Annotated in this window: 18 protein-coding genes and 1 pseudogene; 13 read left to right on the top strand and 6 right to left on the bottom strand. The window is 60.2% G+C overall.

Features of this window, described 5'->3' with window-relative positions; translation table 11 throughout:
* The first annotated feature begins 216 nt into the window (after positions 1 to 216).
* From B3P22_RS22110 to B3P22_RS22095, 4 genes are all read left to right on the top strand, one after another.
* Positions 217 to 612 (top strand): DUF6957 family protein, encoded by a 396-nt coding sequence (locus tag B3P22_RS22110; protein ID WP_003464209.1) that lies wholly within the window; start codon positions 217 to 219, stop codon positions 610 to 612.
* 36 nt (positions 613 to 648) lie between these two features.
* Positions 649 to 993, top strand: a complete 345-nt coding sequence (locus B3P22_RS22105; RefSeq protein ID WP_050572642.1) for a hypothetical protein — start codon at positions 649 to 651, stop codon at positions 991 to 993.
* Between the two features lie 227 nt (positions 994 to 1,220).
* A complete protein-coding gene (locus B3P22_RS22100) occupies positions 1,221 to 1,469 on the top strand; it encodes a hypothetical protein (protein WP_125835803.1) in 249 nt (82 codons plus the stop codon).
* A 404-nt stretch (positions 1,470 to 1,873) separates the two neighbouring features.
* A complete protein-coding gene (locus B3P22_RS22095) occupies positions 1,874 to 2,665 on the top strand; it encodes a site-specific integrase (protein ID WP_230585266.1) in 792 nt (263 codons plus the stop codon).
* Positions 2,666 to 2,703: 38 nt separating this feature from the next.
* Here B3P22_RS22095 and B3P22_RS22090 read toward each other — a convergent pair whose 3' ends face one another.
* From B3P22_RS22090 to B3P22_RS22075, 4 genes are all read right to left on the bottom strand, one after another.
* Entirely contained in the window at positions 2,704 to 3,183 is a 480-nt protein-coding gene (locus tag B3P22_RS22090) for a very short patch repair endonuclease (protein WP_080695116.1), read from the bottom strand.
* A gap of 319 nt (positions 3,184 to 3,502) precedes the next feature.
* Complete coding sequence (locus tag B3P22_RS22085; RefSeq protein ID WP_010563435.1) at positions 3,503 to 3,667, bottom strand: hypothetical protein; 165 nt, start codon at positions 3,665 to 3,667, stop codon at positions 3,503 to 3,505.
* Positions 3,667 to 4,701, bottom strand: coding sequence for a DUF4105 domain-containing protein (locus tag B3P22_RS22080; RefSeq protein WP_003464218.1), 1,035 nt, complete (start codon positions 4,699 to 4,701; stop codon positions 3,667 to 3,669). Before B3P22_RS22080 ends, B3P22_RS22085 begins: the two co-directional genes overlap by 1 nt.
* Positions 4,698 to 6,575 carry an esterase/lipase family protein gene (locus B3P22_RS22075; RefSeq protein WP_010563434.1) on the bottom strand — a complete coding sequence of 626 codons (1,878 nt, stop codon included), beginning with the start codon at positions 6,573 to 6,575 and terminating at the stop codon, positions 4,698 to 4,700. Before B3P22_RS22075 ends, B3P22_RS22080 begins: the two co-directional genes overlap by 4 nt.
* A gap of 345 nt (positions 6,576 to 6,920) precedes the next feature.
* Between B3P22_RS22075 and phaR the strand changes: the two genes are divergently transcribed.
* Positions 6,921 to 7,445, top strand: coding sequence for a polyhydroxyalkanoate synthesis repressor PhaR (gene phaR, locus B3P22_RS22070; protein WP_010563433.1), 525 nt, complete (start codon positions 6,921 to 6,923; stop codon positions 7,443 to 7,445).
* Positions 7,446 to 7,479: 34 nt separating this feature from the next.
* Here phaR and B3P22_RS22065 read toward each other — a convergent pair whose 3' ends face one another.
* Positions 7,480 to 8,046 carry a phasin family protein gene (locus tag B3P22_RS22065; protein WP_003464225.1) on the bottom strand — a complete coding sequence of 189 codons (567 nt, stop codon included), beginning with the start codon at positions 8,044 to 8,046 and terminating at the stop codon, positions 7,480 to 7,482.
* Positions 8,047 to 8,104: 58 nt separating this feature from the next.
* On the opposite strand from B3P22_RS22065, the gene B3P22_RS22060 reads away from it, so the two are divergent.
* From B3P22_RS22060 to gltS, 6 genes are read left to right on the top strand one after another with little or no spacing between them, the layout of a single operon-like run.
* Positions 8,105 to 8,254, top strand: coding sequence for a hypothetical protein (locus B3P22_RS22060; protein WP_153336801.1), 150 nt, complete (start codon positions 8,105 to 8,107; stop codon positions 8,252 to 8,254).
* A gap of 39 nt (positions 8,255 to 8,293) precedes the next feature.
* Positions 8,294 to 10,843, top strand: a complete 2,550-nt coding sequence (locus tag B3P22_RS22055; RefSeq protein WP_003464227.1) for a DUF3141 domain-containing protein — start codon at positions 8,294 to 8,296, stop codon at positions 10,841 to 10,843.
* A complete protein-coding gene (locus B3P22_RS22050) occupies positions 10,840 to 11,772 on the top strand; it encodes a phosphate acetyltransferase (RefSeq protein ID WP_003464230.1) in 933 nt (310 codons plus the stop codon). The genes B3P22_RS22055 and B3P22_RS22050 overlap by 4 nt, the downstream gene beginning before the upstream one ends.
* Entirely contained in the window at positions 11,769 to 12,977 is a 1,209-nt protein-coding gene (locus B3P22_RS22045) for an acetate/propionate family kinase (RefSeq protein WP_003464233.1), read from the top strand. Before B3P22_RS22050 ends, B3P22_RS22045 begins: the two co-directional genes overlap by 4 nt.
* Positions 12,974 to 13,753, top strand: coding sequence for an enoyl-ACP reductase FabI (gene fabI / locus B3P22_RS22040; RefSeq protein WP_010563431.1), 780 nt, complete (start codon positions 12,974 to 12,976; stop codon positions 13,751 to 13,753). The genes B3P22_RS22045 and fabI overlap by 4 nt, the downstream gene beginning before the upstream one ends.
* 15 nt (positions 13,754 to 13,768) lie before the next feature.
* Positions 13,769 to 14,989, top strand: a complete 1,221-nt coding sequence (gene gltS / locus B3P22_RS22035) for a sodium/glutamate symporter (protein ID WP_296272540.1) — start codon at positions 13,769 to 13,771, stop codon at positions 14,987 to 14,989.
* Between the two features lie 51 nt (positions 14,990 to 15,040).
* On the opposite strand, the pseudogene B3P22_RS22030 reads toward gltS, so the two are convergent.
* Positions 15,041 to 15,979 (bottom strand): annotated as a pseudogene (locus B3P22_RS22030) (AraC family transcriptional regulator); the annotation flags it as partial.
* A gap of 283 nt (positions 15,980 to 16,262) precedes the next feature.
* Here B3P22_RS22030 and phbB point away from each other — a divergent pair.
* Together phbB and B3P22_RS22020 are read left to right on the top strand one after the other, a co-directional pair.
* Positions 16,263 to 17,018 (top strand): acetoacetyl-CoA reductase, encoded by a 756-nt coding sequence (gene phbB, locus B3P22_RS22025; protein WP_011911905.1) that lies wholly within the window; start codon positions 16,263 to 16,265, stop codon positions 17,016 to 17,018.
* Between the two features lie 36 nt (positions 17,019 to 17,054).
* Positions 17,055 to 18,233: an acetyl-CoA C-acetyltransferase gene (locus B3P22_RS22020; RefSeq protein ID WP_003464250.1), complete on the top strand. Its 1,179-nt coding sequence runs from the start codon at positions 17,055 to 17,057 to the stop codon at positions 18,231 to 18,233.
* Positions 18,234 to 18,285: the final 52 nt, after the last annotated feature.

The raw sequence follows: 18,285 nt of genomic DNA, 5'->3' as shown, positions 1-18,285 counted from the left end.
AGATGACCGTGGAATCCGCACATTTATCAGCATGACCGCTCGAAATCGCCAAGCCAGATGCCTGTTTCACAACGGGTCGACGCGATCATCAAATCCATCGTGGATGCCCGCCCTCAGCGCATTCATCTGCTCGACTCGGACTTTGCGGCCCTGTTGTGCAGCATTGAGCTTGAGGAGCACCACCATAGCAGCGCTCAGCACGAACAGCCTTAGACCATGGCCACACTTAGGGAAATGGCGGACTTGCTGTATTCAGCAGGCGAGCCGATGAGCGGCAGTGGCATGAACGACACTGAGGCCATGGCCTATGCACGGCAGCATTTTGTTTATGGCGGCTATTGCTTGGTGCGGAACTGGCGGTGGCTTGATCTGGATGTCACTGAAAGCCAGCGCCTACAACTGGCAAAGACCCGACGACAACCTGCTCTGGTCTATGCACACACGGTTATCTTCGACAGTGAAAGACGGTGGGATGTCGGAGACTTCGTCCGAACGTCGCTTCTGCACCATCACGAGGAGTTCCATTTCAGAACGCTCAATACAGCCTACTTGCTTCTAGGACCAGGCACGCGCATCCAGGTCAGCGCAGACGCCGTTGCGAGCATTTTCTGATCGAGCCAACACATTTACTGATCTGTCGACATAGCCATGTATACACACCCAGTCTTGCAGAAGCTGCTGGAGCAGGTCGAAGACCTTCCTTTCAGCAGACCCGTCACCGGATACCTGACTGATGCCTATATTCGCGGATCAAGCGGCTACGGGATCACTTACCGGCATGTGAGAGCTGATCGTTTCAGTGACGGTGCCTACATTCATACATCAGCCATCGTTCAGGCTGAGCGAGAGGGGCCGTTTTGGGTGCTGCACACGCTAAGTGGCAGCTTCTACGTAATCCTCAGCTTCAACATTTTAAAAGGTGCGCAATCGCTGGATGACTATCTGCATCGAATGCTAACTATGGAGTATCCAGAGCCATGGCAGCTGCACTAGCAGTGCGATGGGATAGCCGATGCGACATGACCTGCGTATCGCAGGAGGCACTGCGACACTCAGTGAGTGTCGCGGAACCCCTATGCGACACACGTGGACTGTCGCACAGATACGCTGCGACACGCTGGCCATGTCGCAACGATACACCGTGTATGTCGCACCATGACTTTGCGACACTCGGGGTCGTGCCGCTAGCGGCAGTTTGAGTGCCCAATACGGCGCTGAAAGTGGCCCAAACCGACACCGAGCTGGCCAGTTATGGCGCTCAGCGTGCCAAAACTGGCACTCCTTTTTTTGGTTATATTATCGCTACAACCCTTGAAAACACTGACTTCGGCGACTTTTTTCATAACCAAATCGCCACTGCGTGGCTAGCATTTTTGAATGCCCCATTTCGACACGCCAGCCACGCACCGCTTCGCGCTACCCCGGCTCGTCCTTTCAGCGCCATGGCGCTGGCTGCTCTTCGATTTTGATGACAAAACGCTTGCGCGCGCTTTTGCTCACGGCGCACGCTGAATTTAGATGAAGCGGGTCGCGTGAGTGAGAGCGCGCAACCCTTACTCGCGCCGCGAGTAAGGGGGCGTTGAGGCAGTTCGGACGTAACGAGAAAAACGGAGCGGCTGCGGAGTGTTTCAGTGGAGTTCGAGCTGACACAACGCCGTTCGCGAAGCGGCTTAGCTTTGTCATCAAAACAACAAGAAGAGAGATGACAGCGATGCAACCTACGACCTTGCAGCGGTACCAAACCCGGGCACAAAACTTTTATCGGTCTCACTGCGGTGAGGACGATCCATCTTCGGCGCAGATCTGCGCAGCTTTGCTTGCCTGTGCACCGGACTATCGACCGAATGCGTTCAGCACCCTCAAGAACACCCTAATGAATGACCAGCTTGCCCGGCGAAACATCGAGGCAGCAAACACCATCAGAGCGCTGGTCAACCCGGTCACGGCACCAGGCAGTCAGATAGTGAAAAAGCCCAAGCCGGGGCAGATTCGGAAAGTCCCCTTCGAAGACTTTAAATTGCTGCACCAGCACCTGCGCGCAGGCGGCAATCTCGACGAAGCCGCATCACTGGTGCTCGCTTATTGCCTCGGTGTACGCCCATGCGAGATGCGCACGATCACTATCTCCGGCAACCACGTGCACATCATTGGAGGCAAGAAATCGGCTGAACTGCACCGTGGCGCTGACCGCACCTTGGTAATCGACAAACCAAGAACGCTGAAGTTGGTGGAATGGGCCGCGCAGTGGATGGCCGGGTGCCCACGCACTAATACCGCCATCAGAGACTGCCTGCGCAAGGAGTGCCGACGCCTCTGGCCCAAGAGGAAAAAGCAGCCAACGCTGAAAAGCTTCCGGCACCAGATGGGATCAATTCTGAAAGCATCCGGAGAAAGCCCAGAAAGCATGGCTTACATCATGGGGCACCAGTCCATCTCGTCGATCAGCGTGTACGGTGATGGCCGACTGGGCGCAGGCATGAAATCACATGTACGCCCCGCAGAGAGCGCCGTCTTGGCGAGCATTCGCCAGCCGCAGAAGCCACCTCGATATGGTCAGGGGCGCATTCTGGGAGCAATCGAATTTCCCGCCGCAACCCGGGGCCATTGGTATACGGAGATGAAGCAACGGCAAGCAGGCAAGATCCTACCTGCTCCGCAGTCGTAGCCACGTGACTGCTGTGAGTGGCCCCTAGTCGCAGGGATCTATAGCTCGCATGAAAAATCTCCAGACATGCTCGGGGCTATTGAATGAGCTATTGCGGCCAAGCACTCTGGGGCCGGGGAAGTATGGCTGTGGCACCTTGTGACCACCACCGTGGATGGGCACCACCCACATTCCCACAGCTGTATCACCCGCCACCCCGATGCCAGTAACACAGCCTTGTTCCTGGTATCTCGGGCGACGTTCTGGTCAAATTTTCTCTGCCAGAAGTCCAACCGGGTCTTGGGGCTAGTAGCGTAGCGACATCCGGGGTGTCTGTGCCAAAAGCAACCGTGAACAAAAATGCAGACACGATAGCGAGAAAGCACCAAATCAGGCTTTCCAGGAAGATCCTTCTGGTGCAGGCGATACCTGAAACCATGCCGATGCAGCAGGCGTCGGACCTTCATTTCTGGTGACGTGTTGCTGCCCCGAATGCCCGCCATCATGCGAGACCTGACTTCCTTACTGACTATGTCCATGACTCAAGGCCAAAAGAATCTTTTCGATAGTACGCCCACAGACCCTACAGGTGAGCTCGACCACGCCATTCAGGTGGTGGACCTCTTCGCGGGGCCGGGTGGCCTGGGTGAGGGATTCACTTCATTCGGGGACGGTAGACGGTTCGACATAGTTGTGGCAACCCAAGCGACATCACCCATTGGTAAAGTCATCAGGCTACTTTATCGAAATTCAAAACTAGCTCACCAATACCCCATCGAGAGCCTCCGCCCCGACTTAAGCTCACGGAACGGGCGCTCTGCTGCAAAAACTAACAAACAACGAGTGCAGGATGGTTCATTACCTCAGCTCAATGTAGATTTTGTAACCAATGGTAGCCAACATCACCACTATCCCTGTGGCCATCACCAGCACACCACTGTCCCGTTCCCGCCGGCTGTAGCCGACCATCAGGAGCAGGAATCCCAGGCCGATCAGGCCAATCATCACTTCAAGTTCTCGCATCAGTCTCTGCCTTCATCATTGTGGCTGGTATCGGTGGGAGAGACCCAGCCGGGCACTCCGCGCCGGATCTGCCTGGAAAAATCGCTCGCATCGTTGGCCATCCGTGCCCGTTCGGTAAAGCGCCCGTGCTGACGCAACGTATCGAGGCTGTAGCCACCCTGCAGGCCACCGACCGACATGACATAGGCCGGCAGGTAGCCTGTCAGCAGCAAACGGTAATCGACCGGCAGTCCGCCAATGATCGTCTGCAGCATGTCGAAAACGATGGTGGTGCAGTTGGCCGTAATGGTGTTGTAGAAACGCGGCTGATCGACCAGGGCGTTGGCCTGCTGCACATAGGAGAGCAGCAACGCACGCATCGCCTCGTCGGGCATAGCAATACGATAGAGATAGCTGTCTTCGCCGCGCACGTTGGTGCGCACGCGCAAGGCATCACGCTCGTCAGTGGCGACGATGCTCAACTCGAACTGCTTGAAGAAACCGCCAATCTCCGAATAGGCCTCGCCTTGCTCCTTGCGCACCTCAACGGTGAACGTCAGAAAACGCCCATCCGTGAAGCCGAAAGAAACCAGAACATGGGCGATGGCCGGCATGCCCCAATAGGAGGTGATCAGGTCGACCGAGGCGAGCTGGTCGAGATCGTAGCGACGTGTTTCCCAGGCAACGTCATAGTCATCATCGCTGCGCCAGTTGAAGTTGCGCACATTGTGCAGGATGAGCTGATTGCCCACGAGCTCGCCCTGGGTCATCTGCGCGACATCACCAGCCCAGATACGCTGGTTTGACGGTTCCAGGCTTGTCCACCAGACCAGCAACGCGGCGAAGACAAGCACCTGACCGACAAGCGCCAGTATGGGACGCCCGCGCCACAGCAGAACCTGCAGAATGCAGCCAAGCAGGCACCAGCCCGCAATCAGCACCCAGGTTGCCAGCCCTCCAGTCTGGTAGAACAGCGCCAGCACGCCCCAGGCCATGATCAGAAAAAACGACAGCGCGAGGACACTGCGCAGGAGAAGACCCAACAGCCCGTTCATGGCGCTCGTACCGTAGCCACCTTGGGGCTGGCCAGGCCGGTGAGGTGTTCATGCAGCACGCGGCGAATTTCGATGATCGCCTGCGGTGTTTCCTGCACGCTGTGCCACGATGGCACGACCAGCTCCGAGTCGGCGCCAGCCAGGTGCGAGCTGGCGTACGGCACCACGCCGTCACTGGACAGCAGGACCTCGAGGTCTGGCGTGTAGTTGCCGATGATCGAGTGATAGTGCACTCGTGGCGAAATGGGCAGGTCGGCTGCGGCCTTGACGAAGGGGTCCTGGTTGCTCAGGTTGTCGATGCTGTTGAGGGGGCGCACCAACGCGACCGGTGCCGCCGCATTGGGGTCAACCAGCACTTGGGCAACCTCCTTGAAACGGTTCAACATCGACACCGGCATCTTCACCAGCCCTGCGGCCCAGCGCGACACGCGATTTTCGGCAAACGGGGTACCCCGGTGTGGCGCCGCAGCGAATACGGCCCGGCTCACCTGAGGCAATGGCTCGAAATACAGGTAGGGCCCGAGCTTCGCCCGGGCTTTTTCCAGGCGCGCGCCTTGCATCCCGTAACTTCCCAGCATGGCATCCCACAACTGGTCACCCGATGAGGACAGCATCAGCCGTGACAACACGCCCCCCATGCTGTGCCCGACCAGCACCATATCGTGGCTGGCCTTGGCCGTGCCTTGCGGATCGAAATTCGCCAAGGTCTGCTCGATGGCCTCGCGGATGGCCTGATTGTTGACGGCCAGCGGCAGGTTGGTCGGGTAGTAGACCTGCCAGATCTGGTAATTGCGGCGCAGTTCCTCGTCGCCCAGCACTTCATTGGCCACGTTGATCCAGGCCTCCGGGCTGCTGGCCAGGCCATGCAGCATGACCACGATGCGCCGGTCGGGATCGAACGGCTGCAGCAGGTAGACATGGGGGCGTTCCAACACTTCGCCGCGTCCGACCAGAGTCAGCAGGGACTGCCGGGCAAACCCGGAACGCGCCAGCCACAGGCCATAGCCCGACGTGAAGTTGGCCGCCAGGGGCGCCTGCACACCTGCCATGTCCACCGAATCCTGCCGGTAGGGGTCATAACCGATCACTTCCACCTGATAGGTGGACAACACCTGCTCCAGGGTCTCCCCGGGAAAGCGCGCCACGGCAGTAATCGCCGGGAAGGGGGTTTCGCTCCAGGGTATTTCATCGCTCCCCTTGCTCACCACGCGCTTGGCCGTCACCGCTACCAACTCGGCACCCAGTCCATCCCGACGGTACTGGTTGCGCAACCCGCCAAAGGACAGGGACGCAGCCGGAATCAGCTCCTTCGGCAACAGGCGGTCATCGGCCAGCCTCACATCGGTCATGCGCCCGCCGATCGTCCAGCGCCCGGTCTTGAGGCGGAAATTACCCTGAGTGTCCTCGGGTGATGGTGGCCGTCCACGGTAGCGATCGAAGACCTCGACGAGCGCCTGCTGCACCGAAAAGTTGTAGTAGTCGCGCACCTGCGTCTGCCGGTCTTCCAGGGCGCGCTGGCTCGGTGTGCGGGTGGTCAGGAAGAGGTAGGCGTAGGCATACCGGGCACTCTCCAGGTAGGCATCGGTGCGGGCCTCCGCCGCCATCACCTTGCCGCCGTCCTGGGCTTCCTTCAGCCACAGCTCGGCCAGCGTGGAAAGCCGCTGTTCGTCACGCAACCCCGTTGTGCTGTCCAGCGCCTCGCGGCAGGCCGGCAGGTCAGCAAGGCAGCGCTTCTCATCACTGCCCACGACCTGCAGGGCAGCAACCGCCGAAGCACTGAGGTTGCCGGTGGTCAACACATCACCGCGGCGCTGGGCCAGGTAATCATTGTTGCTGACCGCCGTGACCTTGACCCCTGCACACCCGGCCAGCACTAGAACCAGCAGGACTGACGGAAAGCAACGCAGTGAACGACTCACAGTGAACGAAGTGGTGGTATAAGTTGAAGAGCTCACAATCGGTAGATACCCATTACGTCGGAGATGGCGCGGATCATCACGATCCGCATATGGTTCAGACGCCATCTCGACTGATACAGCGCGAAGTGATTCTGCTGGCGGTAGATGCCAGCCCCAAGTAAGTATCTGCGAATATCTTACGGCCTTATATCCGAAAAACTAAAACAACCAATTATCCCCGCATTAACAATATATCTACACCGGGAGAGGCCTGAGATAATACCTGCCACAGACACTCCGACTCATAATGAGACGCTACACATGTCCGATGACGGCCACAGAGCCCCACGCCTGATCAAGAAATACGCCAACCGCCGTTTGTACGACACCCATACCAGCACCCACGTCACCCTCCCCGACATCCGCCAGTTGGTCATCGACGAAGTACCGTTCCAGGTGGTCGACGCCAAGACTGGCGAGGATCTGACTCGCAGCATCCTGCTGCAGATCATTCAGGAAGCGGAAAGCGACGGCGAGCCGCTCTTCTCCAGCGATATGCTCAAGGGCATCATCCGTTTCTATGGCCCATTCCAGGGCATGCTCGGCAACTATCTGGAAAAGAGCATCCAGACTGTGATCGAAATCCAGACCCAGACCGGGGTGCAATCCTCACAGGCCTGGAGCGACTTTATGCACAAGCAGGTGCCCGTCATGCAGGAGATGATGAGCCAGTACGTAGAACAGTCGAAGAAGCTCTACTTGGGCACCCAGAACCTATTCGGTATGTTCGGCGGCATCCCACCCGGCAATTTCAGGCAGACGAAAAAAGACGGTGATGAGCAATGAAACTCATCACCGTCCGTGACACGGCCGCCCTGCCTTACTTGCGCCCGCCCGCAGCCTTGCCGGCTTCACGAGTGGCCTGACCGGCCGCGGAAGCGGCGGCAGCGATGCCGTTCTCAGCGATCTCGGCTGCCTGCTTGGCGGCTTTCTGCGCGCTTTCATAGACACTGCCGGCGCTTTCCAGTGCCGACTTGAGCACGGCTACCGCCGGTTCCGCACCCGCCGGGGCGTTTTTGGCGATAACGTCCACCAGTTCCCGCACCTGCTTGGTGCCCGCCTCGACCTGGCGCTCGGCAAGCTTGGCGATATCCGCCTGCGTGCTGGAGACCAGATCGTACACCTCGCGATTGAACTCCAGCAGGCGCTCCGCCTGGGCTGCCGGCTGAGCGAAGGACGCCTGCAACTCGGCGAAGGCCTGCGGGTCACGCACTGACAGCAGCTTGCGCAAGCTGTCGAACTGCTCGCCACTGGAAGCGCGTAGCGCCTTGAATTGCAACTGACTGAGCTGCTCGACGCTCTCGAATACCTTGCCACTGATCTGCTGCAGCAGGTCAAGGTTGGCTTTCTGTGCGCTTTGCAGTTTTTCCGAATCAAAAAAAGACATGGTCGGATCTCCTGGCAATGGGGAAGGCCACCTACGGCCTGACACGCGAAAGCCATCCATGATGGAGCTGCCGCGCCAGCATAATATTGCACCGCACAAAAAAGATCGCAAGAGCTTTTTTGCACTGCAAAAAAATTTTGCCCAAGCCGCAGCGATTCGCTATAAACCTAGCCTTAACGCCATGCAGCCTCTCCAAGGGGAGGATTGAGCGCAGGCCTTTAGCACGCCACCGAGATAGGAAATGCTCATGAGCCAGGAAAGTTTTTTTGCGAAGCGAGAAGACAGCTTTTCCTCATTCCATAATCTGTTCGAACACCTCAGCCGTCTGCAGCAGTTGCACGGCAAGCTTATGCTCGATGCCTTCGGCCAACGCCATGCGGCCCTGCTCGCGCCCCTCAACGAAGGTCGCCTGCGTGCCCCCAGCCCGGGAGACTGCTGGGAATACCTGGTCGACTGCGGGCAACGCGGCCTGCTGTTCTGGGATGCACTGCGCCAGCGTGGCGACAATACCCTGGCCCACGAGCGCGCCGGCTATCCCCTGCTGCTCAAGTTTCCCTACGAGGTGCTGATCGACGGCCACGACCTGCCTCATCCGGTCAACTATTCCCTGCTGCGCATCCTTCCAACGGCTGACCAGCCAAGCGATGCCACGCGTCAGCCGGTCATCGTCATCGATCCGCGCGGCGGTCATGGCGCCGGCATCGGCGGCTTCAAGCAAGACTCCGAAATTGGCGAAAGCCTGCGCGCCGGGCATCCGACCTATTTCATCGCCTTCAGCCATGCCCCCGCGCCCGGCCAGACCCTGCTCGACATCGCCGAGGCCGAAGCCCGCTATATCGAAACGGTCAGCGCGCGCCATCCCGAGGCCGGCAAGCCGGTGGTGATCGGCAACTGCCAGGCCGGCTGGGCGCTGATGGGCCTGGCGGCGGCACGTCCGGAACTGCCGGGCCTGGTGATCGTCAACGGTGCGCCGCTGTCCTACTGGGCCGGCGTCAACGGGCGCAACCCGATGCGCTATGCCGGCGGCCTGCTCGGCGGCGCCTGGATGACCCGCCTGGGCAGCGACCTGGGCAACGGCCGCTTCGACGGCACCTGGCTGGTGAGCAACTTCGAGAGCCTGAACCCGGCCAACACCTACTGGAGCAAGTACTACAACCTGTTCCGCGACGTCGACGCCGAAACCCCGCGCTTTCTCGATTTCGAACGCTGGTGGGGCAGCCCGACCCTGCTCAACAGCGAGGAGATCGAGGTGATCGTCGACGACCTGTTCATCGGCAACCGCCTGGCCGGCGGTTCCGGTCGCACGAGCGGCATCGATCTGAAACGCATCGAGGCGCCCGTGGTGGTGTTCTGCTCGTACGGCGACAACATCACTCCGCCGCAGCAGGCACTGAACTGGATAGCCGACGTCTACCCCAGCGACCTGGCACTGCGCAGCGCCGGACGCACCATCGTCTACCTGCAGCATGCCAGCATCGGCCACCTGGGCATCTTCGTCTCCGGCAAGGTCGCCCGGCGCGAACACCGGCAGCTGCTCGGCGCCATCGATGCCATCGCCCTGCTGTCGCCTGGCCTGTACGAGTTGATGATCGACGATCTACCGGCATCCCCCAGTGGTGACCAGGCGTATCAGGTACATTTCGAGTCCCGGCGTATCGCCGATATTCTCGCCCACGATGAAGATGGCCGAAGCGACGAGCGTGAATTCGCCCTGGTCGACCGCGTCTCCGGACTCAACAGCACGCTTTACGACTGGTTCGTGCGGCCCTGGATGCGCAGGGCGATCAACGAACCACTCGCCGAATCCCTGCGCAAGAGCCACCCATTTCACCAGCAGCAGATCGTCTGGAGCAGCCTCAATCCAGCCCTCTGGTGGCTGGCGGGAAGCGCGGCCCTGACCCGCACCAATCGCCGCCCGGCATCCCCCAACAACCCCCTGCTTGCCTGGCAAGAGGTATTCTCCAGCGTCATCGAGGCCCAGCTCGATGGTTATCGCGACATCCGCGATGCATCCCAGGAGTTGCTCTTCCACAGCTTCTACGGCGGGCTGAGCACCCTGACCGGAGGGCAAGCACCGCGCTCGCAACAGAGCCACATAGAACAACGGGACAAGGCTCTGATCGAGCATCTGCACGACTCGCTTCTCCAGGGTGGGGAGCGGGAAGCGCTCATTCGCATTTTCTGCCTGCTCGCACGTGCCAGCGGCAGGTTCGGCAAAGAACGCATCGAAGAGCTCGCCCAGCGCGCTCGCACGCTCTCGCAACAGCTCGGCATCGACCCTCTCGCCGTACGTGACAGCGTCCGCCTGCAGGATCTACTGGTCTTCGCCCACCCCGAGGAAAGCCTGAACACCTTGCCCCTTTTGCTAGCCAAGGCCAGCCAGCGTGAAGTCGTCCTGACAGCCGCCACGCACCTCGTGCCTGAGTTGCTGTACGCCGAGGGTGCCGTGGGTGATCTTTGGCGTCGGTTGCATGATCTGCTCGAACACCCATTGCCGGATTTCGCCCAACCATCCGTGCCACTCATCACGGTGGACAGCCCGCCAGAGCAAATCCAGGCAAGCCTGCGCCTCCCCGAGGCGGACGCCCCTACGTCCAAGGCCGCCACGCGACCAAGGAAGAAAAATGCCGCCCGGCCTGCCAAGGCGCAGGCACAGACTGATGCCAGCCCGCCCCCGGCAGCGACCCGGAGCAGGAGCCCAGTGGCCGCGCCGGAAAAACCAGCACGCATCAAGGCAACCCGCTCCGCGCCCGCACCTGGCCTCGCGAGCCCGGACAAGGGAGGCAACGCCGAATGAGCTTGGATCACTACCAGGCGCTGCTGAACCGCTGCGCCGAGATTGGCCCGCTGCCCACCATCGTCGTGCATCCTTGCGAGGCGAACGCGCTACGCGGGGCGCTGGAGGCCACCCAGGCCGGGCTGATCACACCGATTCTGGTTGGCCCGCGCCAGAAGATTGCGGCAACCGCCAGCGAAGCCGGTCTGGATATCGACGGGCTGACCGTGGAGGACGTGCCACACAGCCACGCCGCCGCCGAGCGTGGTGTCGCCCTGATCCGCCAAGGCCGTGGCGAGTTGCTGATGAAAGGCAGCCTGCACAGCGATGAACTGCTGCATGCCGTGGCCGACCGCGAAAACGGTCTGCGCACGGAACGGCGCCTCAGCCATGTGTTCGCCATGAGCGTGCCCAGCTACCACAAGCCGCTGTTCGTCACCGACGCGGCGGTCAACATCTTCCCCGGCCTGGAAGACAAGGCCGACATCTGCCGCAATGTGATCCAGATGCTGCACGCTCTCGGCATCGAACAGCCCAAGGTGGCGCTGCTGTCGGCGGTGGAAACCGTCACCGCCAAGCTGCCTTCAACCCTGGAGGCCGCCGCACTGGTGGTCATGTCCCGGCGCGGACAGATCGACGGCGCGCTGCTCGACGGGCCACTGGCCTTCGACAATGCGATCAACGCCGAAGCCGCGCGGGTCAAGGGTATCCACTCAGAAGTCGCCGGCGACCCGGACATCCTGCTGGTACCGGACATGGAAGCGGGCAACATCCTCGCCAAGCAGCTGATCTATCTAGCCGGAGCCGAAGCTGCTGGCATCGTCCTTGGCGCCCGAGTACCTATTGTTTTCACCAGCCGCGCTGACAGTCCAAGAGCGCGCATCGCCAGTTGTGGGCTGGCCGTGCTACTTGCCGAAGCACGGCGCGCTCGCCTGGGGATACCTGTATGAGCCCTGTTCAGGACGAACTCATCGTCACCGTCAACGCAGGCTCTTCGAGCATTAAGACCGGCCTATTCTCCGGTCGCCGGGGCGAAGATCAACCTCGCTTGCTGGCGCGCGGAAAGCTGGACGGGATTGGCGTGGCGCCACGTCTACAGGTCGTCATGGCCGACGGAACGATAATGCAGGACACGAGTTTCGAGCCGGAACAGATTGCCAATATGCAGGCGGCCTTCCAGCAGATCTATCGTGTCCTTGAAGAAGGCCTACAGGATCGCCCACCGGTGCTGATCGGCCATCGTGTGGTGCACGGGGGCATGGATTTCAGCGCACCGGTGCGCGTGGATCACACTACACTGGCACGTCTGAAGACGCTGGAGCCTCTGGCACCACTGCATCAACCGCACAACCTCGCGGCAATCCATGCCGCGCTCGAGCACGACCCTCAACTGCCCCAGATCGCCTGCTTCGACACGGCTTTCCATGCTGGACGCAATGAAATCAGTCAACTCTTCGGCTTGCCCTACGCGCTATACGAACAGGGCGTACGCCGTTACGGCTTTCATGGCCTGTCCTTCGAATACGTCAGCCAGCGCCTAATCGACAAAACACCGGAGCTCGCTACTGGCAAGCTGGTCATCGCTCACCTAGGCAATGGTTCCAGCCTTTGCGCTATCGAAGCTGGCCGCAGCATCGAAATGACAACAGGTTTTAGTGCTCTCGACGGCTTACCCATGGGAAGCCGCTGCGGCGCCGTGGATCCAGGCGTATTGCTGTACCTGCTGGGGCAAGGCATATCTGTTGATGAGCTGGAAAAACTGCTGTACAGACAATCCGGCCTGCTCGGCATATCCGGGGTCAGCAGCGACATGCGCAAGCTACGCGCCAGCAACGAGCCGCGCGCGGCCCTGGCCATCGACTACTACGCCTACCGTATCGCCCAGGAAGTCGGTCGGCTTGCCACATGCCTGGGCGGACTGGACGCACTGGTATTCACGGCCGGTATCGGCGAGAAGGATGCTGAGCTGCGTGCCCAGGTACTACAGCATCTCGCGCCGCTCTTCGGGCTGCAGCTAGACGACACGGCGAACCGACGCAACGCCGAGCTTATATCCGGTACATCCAGCACCCGATCAGTATGGGTCATCCCCACCGACGAAGAGAGCATCATCGCGCGCCATAGCTGGCACCTGTATCAGGAGCAACACCCATGAGCATCAAAGAAAGTCTGTCCCTGGCTGGCAAGCGCGGCCTGGTGGTAGGCATCGCAAACACCCATTCGATCGCCTGGGGCTGTGCCCAAGCGCTACATGAAATGGGCGCGGAACTGGCCATCACCTGGCTGAATGAGAAAGCCAGGGCGCATGTCGAGCCCCTGGCGCAACAGGTGCAAGCCAGCGTGCGGATGCCGCTGGACGTCACCCGGCCCGGCGAGCTAGAGGCTCTATTCGAGCACATTACAGAGCAATGGGGATCACTGGACTTCGTCGTACACTGCCTGGCCAGCGCACCCAAAGAGGAAATCCGCGGCCGCCTGCTGGACAGTTCCAGCAGCGGCTTTCAGCAGGCCATGGACATTTCCTGCCACTCCTTCATCCGCATGGCGCACCTGGCCGAGCCGTTGATGCCCCAGGGCGGCAGTCTGGTAACCATGAGTTACTTGGGAGCCCAGGAAACGATCGAAGGATACGCACTGATGGGCCCAGTCAAAGCCGCCCTGGAATCAAGTGTGCGCTACCTGGCCACCGAGCTGGGGCCACACAACATCCGCGTGCATGCCATTTCCCCCGGCCCCATGCCGACTCGAGCAGCATCCGGGCTGAAAGACTTTGATCACCTGCTGCAAACCTCTACCCATCGCGCGCCCCTGCGCCGCCTAGTCAGCTTGGAAGAAGTCGGCGGTCTGTGCGCATGGCTGGTCAGTAATGCCAGTCAGGGCCAAACTGGCGGCGTCCACTTCGTCGATGGCGGCCTGAACATCCTCGGCTAACCGCAAGGACTCTTCATGCAGGACAATACCTTTCTCGTTGAGGGGCTGGTCAGTTTTACTCTGGCGATCATGCTGCTGTTCGCGGGCAAGAGGCTCGCACAGCGTTACGAACCACTAGGCCGCTACAGCATTCCAGAACCAGTGCTCGGTGGCTTCCTTTGTGCCGCTGTTACCGCCGTTCTGTTCTACATACTGGATATCGAAGTGGTCTTCGACCTGGAGGTACGCGATGTACTGCTGCTCTACTTCTTCGCAGGCATCGGGTTGAAGTCGGATATCCGCAACCTGGTCAAGGGTGGCCGCCCGCTGCTAATTCTGCTGGTACTCGCCAGCGTGTTCATCGTCTTGCAGAACCTGCTGAGTATGGGCGTGGCCAGCGGTTTCGGCCTGGATCCCAGAGCCGGCCTGATGCTCGGCTCGATCTCGCTCACCGGCGGCGTCGGTACCACCCTGGCCTGGGCACCGCTGTTCACCGAGCAATTGGGCATCGAAAATGCCATGGAGCTAGGTATTGCCAGTAACACAGTGGGGTTGATCGCAGCGTGCTGTATCGGCGGGCCGATCGCTAACTACCTGATACGCCGCCACGCCTTAACCCCCTCTCGCGATTCAGACCTGGAAGTTGGAGTACCAGCAACCTCGGCAGACATCTCCGCCCCCATCAGCCATTACGACATCCTGTGGGCCTGGATGTGGTTGAACATGACGCTGATGTTGGGCCACGGCTTCAACTTGCTGCTGCTCAACAGCGGAATCACCCTCCCCTCGTTTGTCAGTTGCCTGTTGGCCGGGATCGTCATTCGTAACCTGTTGCAAGCAGCCATCGGCGGTCAACGCATCAAGCACTGGAGCGGAGCCGGCCAAGGGTTGGCGCTGATATCCGATATCTGCCTGGGTATGTTTCTAGTCATGGCGCTGATGGGACTGCAGTTGTGGCAGTTAGGCGGTGTTCTGGTCTTCGTCGTCACAGTCCTAGCATTGCAGATAACATTGACGATCCTCTATACCGTATTGCTGGTTTTCCGTTGTATGGGCCGCAACTACGAAGCCAGCGTGATAGCCGCCGGCTTCGGCGGCATCGCCCTGGGTTCAACTGCAACGGCCATCGTCAACATGACGGCAGTTACTCAGCGCTACGGAGCCGCGCACCAGGCGTTCATTATCGTTCCGCTGGTCTGCGGCTTCTTCATCGATATCGTCAATGCACTGATCATCAGCCTGATGAGCGGCATCTGAGACATCCTCATGGGGCGTACTCTGCTCGCCTTCGTCCAGCCGGTATCGACCCGGAGACCTCCCGAACCAGCGCAGGCAGGCCTTGTGGAAACTGCTCTGATCGTGGAACCCCAGGTACTCGGCCACCTGGGTCAGACTGTATGAGCTGCGGCACAGGTAATAATCGGCCGACTGCCGGCGAACATCACCGAGAATGTCCTTGAACTTCAGCCCTTCCTTTTCCAGGCCTCGCTGCAGGGTACGCTTGCTTATGCAAAGAGCCAGTCCGATCGACTCCATGTCGCATCCTTCCTGACCCAGGCGCTCGATTATCAGGCCACGCACGCGCCCCCCCAAGGAGACACCACCCAACTGCCCCAGACGAAACTCGGCGAAGCGCTTATGTAACAACGCAAGCGCCTCATTGGCCGTGCTCAACGGGCGCAACAATTCTTGCTGGTCGAACAGGACACTAGTGTGCTGGGCACCGAAACGTAACGAACACCCGAATAACTGCTGATATTCAGGGAGATTACCCGGCTCGTCATGGACAAAATCGAATTGCAGCGGTTGCGGCAGCCCTCCCCCCATCAGCCAACGGCAAAAACCCAACAGGGCTGCGGCACCGGCATCCTCAAACGCTCGATTTCTGGGACAGCCCTCTTCAGGATGCTCCAAACATGTCAAACGCAGACGCCCGCCTTGCTCAGGAGACAGTGCGAGAGTGACACCATTGCCAAGTAGCAAGTGAAAACGCACAAAATGCTCCAGAGCCTGTTTCAGGTTGGCACTGGACATCATCACGTAGCCCACCAACTGGAAACTGCCAGGTTTGAAATGCACGGCAGCCTTGAGGCCGAGATTCGGATTGTCCGAATCCAACTCGGCCAGCGCCATCAGTCGATAGGCGCTAGCGCGCGTGAAGAACGCATCCTCCTGTGCCAGCAAACACATATCGATTCCTGCCTCACGACACAAACGCACCGCATCCAGTCCCTCCGCCTGCAGCATAGCCACCAGCATCCCGACGTAACTGGAACTGATCCTGTACATAGCATCCCTCTGCGCCCGTTCCCAGCCGAAAGGCAAACGATTGATCGCCGTGAAATACGCATATTAGAGGCCCGCAAGGCATTCTTCCTGATCCAGATCAAGACCAGGCCGAACCACTGTCAAAACGCGACAGAATTGGCGCGCAAGGACAACCCAGCGTCACCCAGAAACATTGTTCCTGCCCGTGAAGCACCGGAAGCTTGACCAAAATATCAAGGCTTCGATTAAGGAGGCATGGTCAGTGGCTACTTCGAGTAATTCGACACGTATAGCACTGGTCACCGGCGGCATGGGCGGCATCGGCACAGCGATCAGCCAGCGCCTGCACCAGGATGGTTTCACCGTAGTGGTGAGTTGCGGCCCCTACTCAAGCCGCAAAGCCTCTTGGATGGCGAAGCAATTAGAGGCTGGCTTCCACTTCCACTGCATCGACTGCGACATCACCGACTGGGACAGCACCCGCCAGGCTTTTGAGATGGTGCGCGAAAATGTCGGCCCGATTGATGTACTGGTCAACAATGCGGGGATCACCCGAGACGGTACGCTACGCAAGATGCCTCCCGAAAACTGGAAAGCAGTGATCGATACCAACCTCACCGGCCTGTTCAACACAACCCGTCAGGTCATCGAGAGCATGCTGACCAAGGGCTGGGGGCGTGTCATCAACATATCCTCGATCAATGGACAGCGGGGTCAGTTCGGCCAGACCAACTACTCTGCAGCCAAAGCCGGTATCCATGGTTTCAGCATGGCTTTGGCCCGAGAAGTGAGTGGCAAGGGCGTGACCGTCAATACGGTTTCCCCTGGCTATATCAAGACAGATATGACTGCGGCAATTCGCCCAGACATCCTTGAAGGCATGATTGCCGGAATCCCCGTCGGTCGCCTCGGCCAGCCTGAGGAAATTGCCTCGATCGTAGCCTGGCTAGCCTCTGATCAATCCGCCTATGCCACCGGCGCCGACTTCTCGGTGAACGGCGGCATGAATATGCAGTGATGCGCAATCGACTAGTCATAACATGAGGCATTCCAGATGATCGACGTCGTTATCGTCGCTGCAACCCGCACCGCCATCGGTAGCTTCCAAGGCAGCCTGGCCGAGATTCCGGCACCGGAACTCGGCGCCATCGTCATCCGGCGCCTGCTCGAGCAGACCGGCCTCGATGCTGCCCAGGTCGATGAAGTGATCCTCGGCCAGGTGCTCACTGCCGCGTCCGGACAGAACCCCGCACGCCAGGCTGTGATTCGCGCCGGCCTGCCCCACGTCGTTCCTGCGATGACCCTGAACAAGGTCTGCGGCTCGGGCCTCAAGGCCCTGCACCTGGCTGCCCAGGCTATCCGTTGCGGCGATGCCGAGGTGATCATTGCCGGCGGCATGGAGAACATGAGCCTGTCGCCCTACGTGCTGCCCAAAGCCCGCACCGGCCTGCGCATGGGCCATGCGCAGATGCTCGACAGCATGATCGTCGATGGCCTGTGGGATGCCTTCAACGATTACCACATGGGCATCACCGCCGAGAACCTGGTGGACAAGTACGGCATCAGCCGTGAAGCCCAGGACGCCTTTGCCGCCGCCTCGCAGCAGAAGGCCGTGGCCGCCATCGAAGCTGGTCGTTTCGACGCCGAGATAACCCCGGTGCTGATCCCGCAGCGCAAGGGCGATCCAATCGCCTTCGCCCGTGACGAGCAGCCGCGTGCCGGCACCACCGCCGAGTCGCTGGCCAAACTCAAGCCGGCGTTCAAGAAGGACGGCAGCGTTACCGCCGGCAATGCCTCCAGCCTCAACGATGGCGCCGCCGCCGTGCTGCTGATGAGCGCAGCCAAGGCCAAAGCGCTGGGCCTGTCGGTGCTGGCGAAAATCAGCGCCTATGCCAACGCAGGCGTCGATCCGGCGATCATGGGTATCGCCCCGGTCTCGGCCAGCCGCCACTGCCTGGACAAAGCCGGCTGGAGCCTGAACGAGCTAGACCTGATCGAAGCCAACGAAGCCTTCGCCGTCCAGGCACTGGCCGTTGGTCAGGAGCTGGGCTGGGATGCCGCCAAGGTCAACGTCAACGGCGGCGCCATCGCCCTTGGCCACCCGATCGGCGCCTCCGGCTGCCGCGTGCTGGTCAGCCTGCTGCACGAGATGATCCGCCGCGATGCCAAGAAAGGCCTGGCGACGCTGTGCATCGGCGGCGGCCAGGGCGTGGCGCTGGCCATTGAACGCTGACTAACGATTTCGCGGATCTATCGGGCGAGCTCCCCTGCACCCTCACCGCCTG

It is taken from the genome of Pseudomonas sp. UBA6323 (assembly GCF_002439135.1).
Taxonomy (GTDB): domain Bacteria; phylum Pseudomonadota; class Gammaproteobacteria; order Pseudomonadales; family Pseudomonadaceae; genus Aquipseudomonas.
The sequence above is the reverse complement of the archived record's forward strand: the minus strand, read 5'-3'. Positions and strand labels throughout refer to the sequence as shown.